12 protein-coding genes are annotated in these 12710 nt (G+C 73.5%); 7 read left to right on the top strand and 5 right to left on the bottom strand.

The features are described from left to right. Nucleotides 1-419: 419 nt before the first annotated feature. Entirely contained in the window at nucleotides 420-1865 is a 1446-nt protein-coding gene (locus AB1207_RS04835; protein WP_367636664.1) for a hypothetical protein, read from the top strand. Beyond that, nucleotides 1835-2452, top strand: a complete 618-nt coding sequence (locus tag AB1207_RS04830) for a serine O-acetyltransferase (RefSeq protein ID WP_367636663.1) — start codon at nucleotides 1835-1837, stop codon at nucleotides 2450-2452. The genes AB1207_RS04835 and AB1207_RS04830 overlap by 31 nt, the downstream gene beginning before the upstream one ends. A 306-nt stretch (nucleotides 2453-2758) precedes the next feature. Here AB1207_RS04830 and AB1207_RS04825 read toward each other — a convergent pair whose 3' ends face one another. Together AB1207_RS04825 and AB1207_RS04820 are read right to left on the bottom strand one after the other, a co-directional pair. Next, complete coding sequence (locus AB1207_RS04825; RefSeq protein WP_367636662.1) at nucleotides 2759-4114, bottom strand: MATE family efflux transporter; 1356 nt, start codon at nucleotides 4112-4114, stop codon at nucleotides 2759-2761. After that, entirely contained in the window at nucleotides 4111-5250 is a 1140-nt protein-coding gene (locus AB1207_RS04820) for a glycoside hydrolase family 26 protein (protein WP_367636661.1), read from the bottom strand. Before AB1207_RS04820 ends, AB1207_RS04825 begins: the two co-directional genes overlap by 4 nt. A gap of 309 nt (nucleotides 5251-5559) precedes the next feature. Between AB1207_RS04820 and AB1207_RS04815 the strand changes: the two genes are divergently transcribed. The 3 genes from AB1207_RS04815 to AB1207_RS04805 all read left to right on the top strand — a co-directional run bounded on the left by AB1207_RS04815 (nucleotide 5560) and on the right by AB1207_RS04805 (nucleotide 8092). Continuing rightward, nucleotides 5560-6267 carry a methyltransferase domain-containing protein gene (locus tag AB1207_RS04815; protein WP_367636660.1) on the top strand — a complete coding sequence of 236 codons (708 nt, stop codon included), beginning with the start codon at nucleotides 5560-5562 and terminating at the stop codon, nucleotides 6265-6267. A 99-nt stretch (nucleotides 6268-6366) separates the two neighbouring features. Further along, nucleotides 6367-6546, top strand: a complete 180-nt coding sequence (locus AB1207_RS04810; protein WP_367636659.1) for a hypothetical protein — start codon at nucleotides 6367-6369, stop codon at nucleotides 6544-6546. Nucleotides 6547-6607: 61 nt separating this feature from the next. Continuing rightward, on the top strand, nucleotides 6608-8092 hold the full coding sequence (locus AB1207_RS04805) for a SulP family inorganic anion transporter (RefSeq protein WP_367636658.1): 1485 nt from the start codon (nucleotides 6608-6610) through the stop codon (nucleotides 8090-8092). On the opposite strand, the gene AB1207_RS04800 is transcribed toward AB1207_RS04805, so the two are convergent. After that, nucleotides 8079-8261, bottom strand: coding sequence for a hypothetical protein (locus AB1207_RS04800; protein WP_367636657.1), 183 nt, complete (start codon nucleotides 8259-8261; stop codon nucleotides 8079-8081). The genes AB1207_RS04805 and AB1207_RS04800 overlap by 14 nt on opposite strands. Before the next feature lie 46 nt (nucleotides 8262-8307). Here AB1207_RS04800 and AB1207_RS04795 point away from each other — a divergent pair, with 46 nt between their 5' ends. Continuing rightward, nucleotides 8308-9210 carry an ATP-grasp fold amidoligase family protein gene (locus tag AB1207_RS04795; RefSeq protein WP_367636656.1) on the top strand — a complete coding sequence of 301 codons (903 nt, stop codon included), beginning with the start codon at nucleotides 8308-8310 and terminating at the stop codon, nucleotides 9208-9210. Nucleotides 9211-9325: 115 nt separating this feature from the next. Here the strand turns inward: AB1207_RS04795 and AB1207_RS04790 are convergent, their stop codons facing one another. Both AB1207_RS04790 and AB1207_RS04785 read right to left on the bottom strand, forming a co-directional pair. Next, nucleotides 9326-10810, bottom strand: a complete 1485-nt coding sequence (locus AB1207_RS04790; RefSeq protein ID WP_367636655.1) for a PH domain-containing protein — start codon at nucleotides 10808-10810, stop codon at nucleotides 9326-9328. Then, a complete protein-coding gene (locus tag AB1207_RS04785; RefSeq protein ID WP_367636653.1) occupies nucleotides 10807-11337 on the bottom strand; it encodes a PH domain-containing protein in 531 nt (176 codons plus the stop codon). Before AB1207_RS04785 ends, AB1207_RS04790 begins: the two co-directional genes overlap by 4 nt. A gap of 94 nt (nucleotides 11338-11431) precedes the next feature. Between AB1207_RS04785 and AB1207_RS04780 the strand changes: the two genes are divergently transcribed. Further along, on the top strand, nucleotides 11432-12607 hold the full coding sequence (locus AB1207_RS04780) for an ABC transporter ATP-binding protein (RefSeq protein WP_367636652.1): 1176 nt from the start codon (nucleotides 11432-11434) through the stop codon (nucleotides 12605-12607). The last annotated feature ends 103 nt before the right edge of the window (nucleotides 12608-12710 follow it).

The raw sequence follows: 12710 nt of genomic DNA, 5'->3' as shown, positions 1-12710 counted from the left end.
TACTCGGTGCTGGGGTTTCCCTACGCCGTGTGATCAGGCACTCGGCGGCCGCTGCGGGCGTAACTATTGCACCCTTTTCCCGGCGACGTCGGTGCTTGTCACGCAGGCGGCCGAACGGGGGTGAACGGCCTGCTGCGAACGTGTGAAGTTGTCACGCAGAGCCCCCGGTCGGCCTGCGGGAACTCCGTCGCCGGTCCCGCCGCGGGCCTCCTCCGCCTAGCATGAGGCACCGCGGGGGGACCGCGACGGCAGGCCTGCGGAGGACGACGCACGGCGACGCACGACGCAGGCCGGGCCGCACAGACGGGGGGTATCGACGCGTGGACGACGCGCAGCACCGCACGGACGACACGGGTCACTCCGGCCACGGAGGCGGTTCGTCGACGCACCGTCACCACACGGGTACTGCCGGCAACGGCGTGGGAACTCCCCGCACCGGCGCCCGAGCGGGAACCGGTCTGCGCCGGGTCGCCCCCACCGTCCGCCCCGCCACGCCGGGACTGCGCGCCGGTGCCGCGACCGCCGCCGCGCGCCGCGCCGACGCGTCCGGGACGACCAGCACCGCGGACGCGCGCGTCATGACCGGCGTCACGGTCGTCATCGTCGCCCTCACCGTGCTGCAGCGGTTCGCGCTGCCCCTGGGTTCACCCGTCCCCGTGACGATCCCCGTCGTCGCCGCCGTCCTCGGGTACCTCGCCTACCACGGCCACGTCCGCGACGACGGTGCGTCGGTGCGCACGTACGCCCTCGCGATGGGGGCCCTGACCGTGTTCGCCCTCGTCGACATCGTCTGGCGCGGAACGGGTTCGCTCACGTCGCTGCTGCTGCTCGTCGTCACGTGGGCCGCGTTGTGCTTCCGCGTCGACGAACGCCGGCTGCACCTGTTCCCGCGCGTCCAGCGGCGGTTCGAGACGTTCATGCTCGTGTTCGCGGCCATCGGGATCCTGCAGGTGCTGCTGCAGTTCGCGGGGATCTGGTCCTACACCGACCTGCTGCGCAGCGTCGTGCCGCGGAACCTGCTGTTCCAGGGCTACAACACGTCCTACCCGATCGAGTACGGCTCCCCCGTCATCAAGGCGAACGCCTTCGTGTTCGTCGAACCGTCGGTGTTCTCGCAGTTCCTCGCGCTCGCCCTGCTGTCCGTGCTCAGCCGCGGCAAGGAGTACTGGCGCGTCGCGGTGTTCGCCGTCGCGCTCGTCTGCACCGTCACCGGGACGGGGATCATGGTCCTGGGTTTCGGGCTGATGATCCTCGCCGTCCGCCGCGGAGGGCTGTGGGCCGTCCGCGCCGCCGTCGTCCTCGCCGTCGCGGGCGTCGCCGCGCTGCTGTCCCCCGTCGGTCCGATCCTGCTGAGCCGGACGGGTGAGGCGGGGCAGACGAACTCCTCCGGCAGCCTGCGGTTCGTCCAGCCGTACGAGTACCTGCTCGGCCGCTGGTCCTCGGACCCGTGGTCGATCCTCACGGGTCTGGGCCCGGGACAGGCCGACCGGATCTCCGACGCGATCTTCGCCGAGACCGGGTTGCCCATCAGTTTCGCCGGGGCCGTGAAGATGGTGCTCGAGTACGGGGTGCCGGCGTCCGTGCTGGCCGGGGTGTTCCTCTACGTCGCCGTCGTGCGCCGCTCCCCCGCGCCGACCGTCGCCCTCGCGGCGATCTTCCTCAACGCGGTCACGTCCTCGAGCTTCCTGGCCGCCAACATCTTCTACGTCCTGCTGCCGATGGCCGTCCTGTTCGTCGGCCGGCGCACCGAGCTGTCCGTCTGGGAACGCCAGCGCCGGCAGGACGAGCAGTCCCCCGGCCCGCTCGCGGCCCCGTTCCCGGTGACCGTGCCGTCGTGGATCCCGACCCCTGGAGGAACCCGTTGAACCACCACCTCGCCGCCCTGCGCGGTGACCTCGAGCACATGGTGGAACCCGAGGGCCGCTCGACGGGGTCGTGGCTGCCGGACGTCCTGGCGCGCGTCGCCCTCGTCCCGCGGGTGCGCGCCGTCGTGCAGCTGCGCGCCGCCCAGGCGGTGGCGCCGCGGTTCATGCCCGCCGCGCACCTCCTGCAGGCGCGGGCCCTGCGTTCGGCCGGCGCCGAGATCTCGCCCTTCGCGCAGATCGGCCCGGGTCTGTGCCTCATGCACTCCACGGGGATCGTCGTCGGCCCGTCGGTGCGCATCGGCCGCGGTCTGCGGATCTACCAGAACGTCACGCTCGGCGACGGCTCGACGCCGGGTCAGCCCGTCGTCGGTGACGACGTGACGATCGGCGCCGGGGCCTGCGTCCTCGGTGGGATCACGGTCGGCGACCGGGCCGTCATCGGCGCCAACGCCGTCGTCACCAAGGACGTGCCGGCCGACCACGTCGCCACCGGCGCCCCCGCCGTCTCCCGTCCGCGCAGGCGCGGCAGCGACCCGCGGCTGGACGCGCTGGCCCGCGAGGCCGGCGTGGAGCTCACCGCCGTCTGAGCGCCCGCACGCGAGAACGCCCCCGCCGGTGGCCGGCGGGGGCGTTCTGCATGCGGGGGTCGGCGCGTGGGGCCGGGTGTGGGACCGGCACAGCGGTCGCCAGGACGACGTCCGCGCCGGCCCCACGGCCGGTCCCACCGCGTCGAGGCGTGGGACCAGGTGTGGGACCGGGTGCACGGGTTCAAGCCCGTGAGACCAGGTGTGGGAACGGCACAGCGGTCGCCAGGACCACGTCCGCGCCGGTCCCACGCCCGGTCCCAAGCCGTCGAGGACGTGGGACCGGGCGTGGGCCAGGTGTGGGACCGGTCAGCCGGCGTCGGCGGGCGTGGTGGCGGGAGCCTCGGGGGCGGGCCGCCGGACGTGCCGGCGGACCGAGACGAACCACCAGGGGGCCACGACCCAGAACGCGGCCGCGATGCCCCACGCGGTGCCCTGGGCGCCCCAGGTGAAGGCGCCGACGGTCGAGAACGTGACGAGGAAGAGGGCGAAGACCAGGTGCAGGCGCATCGTCGTCTTCGCGCCCTCGGTGGCGTACAGGACGGCCGCGCAGCCGACGGTGACGGCGGACCCGGCCTGGCCGACGATCGTGGCGAGCAGAACGGTGCGCGCGCCCTCCCAGGTGTCGCCGAGGACCATCTCGCCGATCGACGTGGGCAGCAGCAGCGTGATCGCACCCCACACCGCACCGACGACGAGCACGAGGCCGGAGATCGCGACCGCGGCGAGCTGCCACGTCTTCGGGGTCATCCGCGAGCGGCGACGCACGAGTTCCGGTACGGCGAAGCTCATGAGCCCGGTCGAGACGATGGTCGCCGGCACGGTGAGCAGGTTCGCCCCGCGCAGCGCACCGGCCGCGTCGATCGTCGTGACGGCCGCGGCGAGGACCGGCGCGAGCTGCCCACCCGTCTGGATGATGACGAACTCGGGGACGAGGTAGCGCGTGACCGAGGACTGCTCGCGCAGCCAGGCCCAGGCCATCGGGACGCGGGGCTTCAGGCGCAGGACGAGGAGCCCGAGCAGGGAGGCGAGGTAGGCCGCGCCGCCCCAGACCGCGGTGAACGCGGCGATGTGGTTCTCGTCGGCGACCAGGACGAGGACACCGAGCCCGCCGAGCTGCAGCACGACCCAGCTGACGTCCATGAAGAACGCCGCGGCCGGGCGCAGGCGGGCGAAGAACACCTGCCGCCAGGCGTCCTGCAGCATGAGGCCGGGCAGGACGAAACCGAGGGCGATGAACACGTGGGACAGCGACTCGCCGAACGGCAGCAGCCAGCCCATGAGCACGAGGACGACGCCGACGAGCGCGCTGCCGGACGCGGTGAGCGCGACGGCCGAGCCGGCGGCGCGGGAGAACTCCCGGTCGTCGGCGTCGGCGAAGCGCATGGCCACCGGCGACGTCGACAGCGCCCGGAAGAACCCCGTGGAGATCGAGAACACCGAGAACGCGATCGCGAAGGCGCCGAAGACGTCCTTGGTGAAGGCGTGGGTGATGACGAACTGGATGAGGAAGTTGTTCAGGCTGGCGACGACCTGGTCGCCGATGTTCCACAGGCTGCGGGTCATCCCCGCGCTGCGGAGCCTGCGCAGCTTGCCCAGCGGCCCGGACCGCCCGCCCGGCGCCTGCTCGACCTCCACCACGCCGTCGAGGTTACCGGCGGTCACGCCTTCCTCGGCCCCGCGTCACCCGTTGCGCCGAAGCGCTGCAGGAACGCCGCCTTGCCGTTGGGGGCGTCGTCGAGCGTCATGCCCACCCCGCCGTCGGGGACGTTGAAGTAGGCCTGGTACCGGACGTCGGCGCTCACGACGGCGTCGGCGATCTGGTTGATGAACTCGGGGCTGTCGCCCCCGCCCTGGGTCTTGCCCTCGGCGACCATCGCCCACTCGGGGATGCTGATCGGCTTGTCGTGCTCGGCGGCGAAGGCGATGACGGCCGACAGGCTGTTGACCTTGGCGTCCTTCTCCTCCCACCGGGCCGTCGGGTCGATCGGGGAGATGTAGGAGTCGTAGACGTCGACGCCGACGATGTCGACCCACTCGTCCCCGGGGTACATCTCGGCGATCTCCACGGAGTCCTGCTGGCCCTCGGCGATGTTGAAGTCGATCTCGAACTCCGCCCCCTCCACGGCCCGCACCGTCTTCACGATGCGCTGGAAGTAGGCCTTCCACTGCTCGCGCTTCTCGGCGGTGTCCCCGATGTAGTGCGTCTCGTACCAGTCGCCGTTGAGCTCCCAGCCGAGCCGGACGATCGAGGTCCCCAGGCCCTTGGAGACGAGGTTCCGGGCGAACGTCGTCCAGTGCTCGTCGTACTCGCCCGCGGCCCCGCGCTCGCGCCAGTCGTCCGGCGGGCCGGACGGGACGAGCCCGGTGGAGATGACCAGCGTGCGGTTGTCCGGGTCGTCGCGGACCCACTGGCCCCAGTCCTGGCCCTCCTGCGGGACCATCGCGAACCACGGGCCGGAGATCGCGGCCCAGTTGGCGTCGGAGTTGAAGACGACGACGCAGTCCAGCGGCCGGCCGAGCCATTCGCTGAAGGCGGCGGCCGCCGCGGTCTCGTGGGTCTGGATGCCGACCCACTTGGTGTCGAGGTCCTCGGCGGGGAGGTGCTGCTTGGGCGTCCACTGCGGGTCGGGCGTGTGCCGGATGGGGGCACCGGAGTCCCGCGTGGCCCAGTACACGCCGCCGCCGGCCGCCACGGCCAGGACACCGAGACCGGCGCCGATGACCTTGCGCCGCCCGTGCTTGCGGGGTTCCTTCGAACCTCCGGTCGCGGGGCTCTCCTGCTGCGTCGTGTCCACCACTGCGCGAGTCCGCCTCTCCCCCTCGGACGGAGCTCTGCGCCCTGCGGCACCGTGTGCCGGCCGGCGTGTCCCGAACCCCGTCACCGTCGACCGCACCGCCCCCCGGCCATGCGCGCACCGGACCGGTGCAGGCACGACTGTAGGTGAGACCGGGACACTTTGACGCCACGTGAGAGTGGCCGTTCACGGAATCTTCGACCGTCCGGCCGCACGTCGTGACCGCCTGCGCCCGAACAAGTACCAGCAGTGACGAACGGGTACCGAAACCACCTGCGGGCGAGCCGGTCCCGGTGATCGTAGGCTGCACGCGTGGGTCGTTTCGAGAACGTCGCGGACCTCGCCGCCATCGCCCCGGACTCCGTCGCCCTCGACCTCGCCTGCGGTCAGGGCCGCACGACGCGGGCCCTGCTGGCCGCCGGTCCGCGCCTCGTGCACGCCGTCGACGTCGGCTCCACGCTCGACGACGACCTGCTCCTGGACCCGCGCGTGCGGGCCCACATCGCCGAGCTCGACGCGCTCCCCCTGGAGGACGACAGCGTCGACGCGGCCGTGAGCCTCAACGCCGTCGAGCACCTGGCCGACGTCGGCGCCCACCTGCACGAGGTGCACCGCGTGCTGCGGCCCGGCGGGACGGCCGTGCTCGCCCACTCGGACTGGGACACCGCGCTGTTCACGAGCGACGACGACGACCTGACCCGCGAACTGCTCGACCGCTTCGTCGCGCACGTCCCCGCGCAGGGCGCCAGCACCGACGGGTTCGCCGGCCGCAAGCTGCTCCGGCACGCCGCCGCCAGCCCCTTCACCGTCGAGTCGGTGCACTCCTGGGCCGACCCGCACCGCCGCTTCGACGAGGGGTCCGTGGCGTGGAAGGTGGCCACCGGCATCCTCGCGGCCGCCGGCGACGACCCCGACCTGGCCGCCCGCGCCGCCGGCTGGGTCGAGGGGCTGCGACGGGCCGCGCGCCGCGGGACCTTCCTCTTCGCGGTGACCGACGTCGCCGTCGTGCTGCGCAAGTGAGGAGCTCACGGACACCCCGACTCGCGGAACCCTCCGCGGGGCGCCACCGTTGGACTCTTCACAGACGACGCACCGCGCGCAGCGGTCGAGGAGGTCACGGTGGCAGGCCTGGTGGGCAAGCTGGGGCAGTTCCTGAAGTCCCCCGAGGGCAAGCGGGTCACGCAGCAGGCGCAGCGGGCGCTGAAGGACCCTGCGACGCGACGCAAGCTGACCGACGCGGTCTCGAAGTTCCGTGGCGGCTCGGGCGGCTCGGGGACGGGCACCCGCACCCCGCGCTGATCGGGTGAGCCGGCGGGGTCGAGCGGCGGGGGCCACACTGACGCGAGGTTAGAGTTCGTCGGTGCCCTCCGCCCTCACCTCGCCCGGTGCTGCCCTGCGCCGGCCGCCGTGGCTGCGGTCCCTCCGGGTGCTGCGCACCGAGGTCCTCGCCGGCCTCGTCGTCGCCCTCGCCCTCGTGCCCGAGGCCATCTCCTTCTCGATCGTGGCGGGCGTCGACCCGCGCGTCGGGCTCATCTCCTCCTTCGTCATGGGCGTCACGACTTCCTTCGTCGGGGGTCGGCCGGCGATGATCTCCGCCGCGACGGGGGCCGTCGCCCTCGTGGTGGCCCCGCTCTCGCACAGCCACGGCGTCGGCTACCTCATCGCGGCGATCCTGCTCGCGGGCGTCCTGCAGATCGCGCTGGGGTTGCTCGGGGTGGCCCGCCTCATGCGGTTCGTGCCCCGCAGCGTCACGACGGGGTTCGTCAACGCGCTCGCCATCTCGATCTTCATCGCCCAGCTGCCGAACCTGCGCGGCGCCGGCGTCACGGGGTACGCCGTCCTGGCCGCAGGGATCGCACTGCTCGTCGTCGTCCCGCGGTTCGTGAAGTCGGTCCCCGCACCGCTCATCACCGTCGCACTGCTCACCGTCCTCGTCGTCGTGCTCCACGTCGACGTGCGGACGGTCGGGGACGACGGCGCCCTGCCGCGCACGCTGCCGACGCTCGGCCTGCCCGACGTCCCCCTGACGCTCGACACGCTGCGCACCATCGCCCCGTTCTCGGTGGGGGTCGCGCTCGTCGGGCTCATGGAGTCGCTCATGACGGCGCAGCTCGTCGACGAGCTGACCGACACCCGCTCGTCCAAGACCCGTGAGTGCGTCGGGCAGGGCACCGCGCAGATCGTCACCGGGTTGTTCGGCGGGATGGGCGGCTGCGCCGTCATCGGTCAGACGATGATCAACGTCAAGGTCTCCGGCGCCCGGACGCGGTTGTCGACGTTCCTCGCCGGCACGTTCCTGCTCGTCCTCGTCGTGGGGTTCGGCGACGTCGTCGCGCAGATCCCGCTGGCCGCGCTCGTGGCCGTCATGTTCCTCGTCTGCTACGGCGCCTTCGACTGGCACAGCGTGCGGCCGGCGACGCTGAAGACCATGCCGCGCAGCGAGACCGCCGTCATGGTCGTCACGGTCGTCATCGTCCTGCTGACCCACAACCTCGCCTACGGCGTGCTCGGCGGGACGCTCCTGGCCTGCGTGCTGTTCGCCCGCCGGGTGGCGCACCTCGTCGAGGTGCGGCCCGGCGCGGAACCCGGGACGTACTCCGTGCACGGGCAGGTGTTCTTCGCCTCCTCCGGCGACCTCGTGACGCAGTTCGACTACGCCACCGACCCCGAGCGCGTGACGATCGACTTCAGCGACGCCCACGTGTGGGACGCCAGTTCCATCGCCGCCCTCGACGCCGTCAGCCGCAAGTACGTCGAGCACGGCAAGGAAGCCGTCATCGTCGGGATGAACCCCGCGACCGCCGCCCTGCACGGGCGGCTCGCGGGCCGGGTCACCGGGGAGTAGGGGCGCGTCGCCAGCGGACGACGGACACCGAGGCAGTGACCGTCCAGACGGCGGCGACGAGGATCCACCACCGACCCTGCGGGACGAGCAGGACCCACCAGAGCAGCGCCGTCACCACGTGCAGGGCGGCGAGGACGCCCAGGTCGTGGCGGGTCCGTGGCTGGCGCATCCCGCCATCGTGCCCGGGGGGCCGGGGACTGCGACACACTGACTCGGTGCCGAAACGATCTCCCCGGCCGCGGTGGCGCGAACGCAGCCGCCTCGTCCGGCTCTGGCGGCTGGCCCGCACCCGCCGTCCGCGCACCTTCACCGAGAAGGTCCGCTACAAGATGCTCCGCGACCACCGCCCGCTGGTCGTGACGTTCGCCGACAAGGTCGCCGTCCGCGACCACGTGACGGCCGTCGTCGGCCCGGGCCACCTGCCCGCGCTCATCGCCGTCTGCGACGACCCGGCCGACCTCGCGGCCGTGGACCTGCCGGAGTCCTACGTCGTCAAACCCAGCCACGGCAGCGGCGCCGTCGTGGTCGTGTCCCCGCAGGCCCCCGCCGACGCCCGGCTCCCCGTCGCCCACCACAGCTGGGTCTACCGGCACGTCCGCCCCGAGCACGCCGACCGCCGCCACCTCGTCGCCATCGCCCGGCACTGGACGAGCCAGCTCTACGGGCAGGGCCCGAACCGGGAGTGGGCCTACGGCCACGTGCCGCGGCGCGTCGTCGTGGAGGAACTGCTGCAGGCTCCCGGCGGGGCCGTCCCCGACGACCTCAAGCTGTTCGTCGTCCACGGCCGCTGCCACTGGGTGCAGGTCGACTCGGGACGGTTCGGGCACCGCACCCAGGACTTCCACCGTCCCGACTGGGAGCACCTGCCGCTGTCCGGCGGACCGCCGTGGGCCGACCCGCCCCACCCGCGGCCCGAGCGCCTCGAGGAGGCGATCGCTCTCGCCGAGCAGCTCGGCGAGGGCACCGACTTCGTGCGGGTCGACCTCTACGTCCTGCCCGACCGCGTCGTCGTCGGGGAGCTCACGAACTACCCCGCGGGCGGCGACAGCCCCTTCCACCCCGAGCACTGGGACGCGATCTTCGGGGAGCCCTGGAGCGTCCCGCGCCGCTACCGGTAGCCGTCACTGCGCGTGGTCGCCGGGGGTGGCTCGTTGGAGCGTCATGCCCATAGGTTCGGCCCGATGCGGCGACGATCCCCCCAGCCGACCACGCGCAGTGACGGGGAGGGCGGGGTCAGCGGGTCATCCACCGCTCGGGGCCGGAGCCGGCGCGGGCGGTGCGGGCCCGCTGGGTCTGCTCGCGCAGGAGGCGCGCGGCGACGTCGGCGGCGAGGTGGTCGACGCGGGGGCTGACCTTGCCGGGGGTGGAGTGCAGGCGCACGCTCGCCAGTCCGAGCTTGCGCTGCCACGGGCCCTGCTCCAGCCCGAGGCTCTGCGTGCGCGCGTGCGGGACGACGTCCAGACCGCGCACGACCCGGCCGCCGCGGGACAGGAACGCGTGGTCGGTGATGAGGTAGCCGCGACGGCGCCAGCTCACCCAGTCCAGCCAGCGCGCCTGCCGCGGGACGGGGGTGAAACCGCCGTCGGTGCCGGAACCGGTGAGCCCGGCGCGGACGACGTCCAGCGGGGAGCGGTCGTCGGTCGCCAGGTCGGGCAGGACGATCCCGAGGACGAGGCCGAGCTCCTCGACGGTCCCGACGGGCAGCAGCGTGGTGCTGCGCTCGGAGCCCGAACCGCTCTCGGAGGAGTAGCCCGCGACGTTGACCTCGACCCGCCACCAGCCGGACCGCCGCCACAGCAGCGGCTGGGTGATCCGCAGCGCCTGCACGCGGCCGGGCGGCACGGTCTGCGAGCGCTGCTCGAGCAGTCCGTGGGTGAGCCGCAGCCCGTCCGGGCTGTCCGCCACCGTGAAGTTGAAGCCGGTGCTGAACCGCTGCCAGACGGCCGAGACGAGGCCGAGGACGACGGCGGCGGAGCCGAAGAGCGGGGTCAGGCTGCGGGCGAACCAGCAGCCGACCGCGATCCCGACGAGCACGAGGACCATCCCGATCGTCAGCCCCGACTTCAGCGTGGAGGTGATGAGCCGGGTGGCGGGCACCTCGACGACCTCGCGCTGCGGGGCCTCCGGCGCCTCCTCCCCCTCGGCGACGACGAGGCCGGCGGCGGCGGCGAGCAGGGCGTTGCGGACGCGCTGGGCCTCCTCCTCCTTCAGGTACGCCAGGGAGACCTTGCTGCCGGACCCGCCGGCGACCTCCAGCTGCAGCTCGGCCAGCCCGAAGAGGCGGCCGAGCAGCGGGCGGACGACGTCGACGGCCTGCAGCCGGTCGAGCTGGGCGCGCCGCTGCTGGCGCCACAGGATGCCGCGCTCGACGTGCACGGCGCCGACGCCGTCCTCGTTGTCGATCCGGTAGCGGGTGCGCCGCCACGACAGCGCGCTGAACCCGGCGCCGACCAGGGCCAGGGCGAGGACCCCGCCGAGGACGGCGAGGGTCAGCACCCAGCCGGGCAGCTCCAGGCGCAGGAGGTCGTCGACGTTCTGCCCGACCACGACCGCGAGCACGGCCGCGACGACCTTCCACGCCCGCAGCACCGGGGTGACGGGGTGCAGCCGCTTCCAGCCCGGGTCGGCCAGGACCGCGCGCGTGGGGGCGTCCAGCCGGTCGGCGACCGCGTCGGGCAGCACCTCCAGGACGGGTTCGTCCGCCCCTTCCGGACTCACAGCCCCGCCAGCCGGGCCTCGCCGCGCGCGGCCAGCCGGTCGCGCAGCCGGGCGGCCTCCTCCGGCCGCAGGCCCGGGATCGCCGCGTCGGTGTCGGAGGAGGCGGTGTGCAGCTGCACCTTGGCCAGCCCGAACTTCCGGTCCACCGGGCCGGCCTCGACGTCGACGTACTGCAGGCGGCCGTAGGGGACGACGACGAGCGTGCGGAAGAGGATCCCGTGGACGACGAGCAGGTCGTCGTCGCGCTCGGCGTACCCCCAGGCCCGCGCCTGGCGACGCGCCCAGGAGAAGTCCCAGAACCACAGCGGGACGACGACGAGCAGGCCCAGCCAGACCCACGGCGTGACGAGCACCGCCACGACGGCGACCACGACGGCCGCGACGGCGGCGACCACGCCGCCGACCACCCGCTGCGCCGTCGCCCAGGCCGGGTCGATGCGCTGCCAGACGACGTCGTCGGGGGCGAAGGGGTCCACGTCCGCGGGCCGGGGCGCCGAGGAGGAGGGAGTGGGATCCGCGTCGGCCATGGTTCCCACCTTGTCAGACACGACCGCCCGGAACCTCCGACCAACGGCTGGCCCCGCGTTGCCGATCGGGGCGGGCGTCGGCAAGGCTTCGAGGGTGATCACCGACGCGGACGAGCTCGAGACCGGCGTCGACGACGTCATCCGGTTCGAGGGGGTCGCCAAGCGGTACCCGCGGCAGCAGTCCCCCGCCGTGACCGACCTGACGTTCTCCGTGCGGCGCGGAGAGCTCGTCGCGCTCGTCGGCCCGTCGGGCTGCGGGAAGTCGACGATCCTGCGGATGGTGAACCGCCTCGTCGAACCGAGCGGCGGACGGATCGTCGTGGACGGCCGCGACAGCGCGCACGTCGACGCGGTCACGTTGCGCCGCGGGATCGGGTACGTCGTGCAGGCCGGCGGGCTGCTCCCGCACCGGACCGTCCGCCGCAACGTCGCCACCGTCCCCCGGCTGCTGGGTTGGGACGACGCGGTCGCGGCCCGCCGCGTCGACGAACTGCTCGACCTCGTCGGCCTCGACCCGCAGGTGTACGGCGACCGCTACCCCGCCCAGCTCTCCGGCGGGCAGCAGCAGCGCGTGGGGGTGGCCCGGGCCCTGGCGGCGGACCCGCCGGTGCTCCTCATGGACGAACCGTTCGGCGCCGTCGACCCCGTCGTGCGGGACCGGTTGCAGACGGAGTTCCGGCGCATCCAGACGAGCCTGGGCAAGACGGTGCTGTTCGTCACGCACGACCTCGACGAAGCCGTCCGGATCGCCGACCGGATCGCGGTGTTCTCCCCCGGCGGCGTGCTGGAGCAGTTCTGCGACCCCCGGACGCTGCTGTCGGCGCCGGCGTCGGAGTTCGTCGTGGAGTTCGTCGGCTCCGACCGGGGGTTGCGCCGGCTGGCCGTCACGCCGGTGCGCGTGGAGGACCTCGCCAAACCCCTCGTCCTCGCCCCGGGCGACGGGGTGGAGTACGCGGCGACGGCCCTCGACCTCGACGGCGGGCAGCACGCCGTCGTCCTCTCCCAGGGCCGGGTGCTGGGCTGGGTGGCGCGCGGCCGGGTGCGGACGGCGGCCCGCTCGGGGGCGCGGGACGCCCGGGTGGGGGACCTCGTGGAACCGTTCACCGCGAGCGTCCCGGCGGACGCGGACCTGCGGTCGGCGTTCTCCCGGTTGCTGGCCCAGGAGGCGCCGCTGCTGCCCGTCCTGGACGGCCAGGACTACGTCGGGGCGCTGGTGCCCGACGTCGTGCACACCGCTCTGCGCCGGGACGTCACCGACCCGCAACCCTGAGGTCACCTGCAGCGCAACCGGACCGGGGACGGTGGAGGGGAACGGCGCGACCGACCCCCTACCCCGGAGGTACGACCGGTGGAACTCCCGTCCCCGTCAGGAC

The organism is Kineococcus endophyticus, assembly GCF_040796495.1.
Taxonomy (GTDB): domain Bacteria; phylum Actinomycetota; class Actinomycetes; order Actinomycetales; family Kineococcaceae; genus Kineococcus; species Kineococcus endophyticus.
This window is presented reverse-complemented; position numbering and strand designations above follow the sequence as displayed.

Bases quoted from the DNA above. Each gene is read 5' to 3' on its own strand.
- AB1207_RS04785 (WP_367636653.1), bottom strand. From the start codon at position 11,337: ATGGCCGACGCGGATCCCACTCCCTCCTCCTCGGCGCCCCGGCCCGCG.
- AB1207_RS04800 (WP_367636657.1), bottom strand. From the start codon at position 8,261: ATGCGCCAGCCACGGACCCGCCACGACCTGGGCGTCCTCGCCGCCCTG.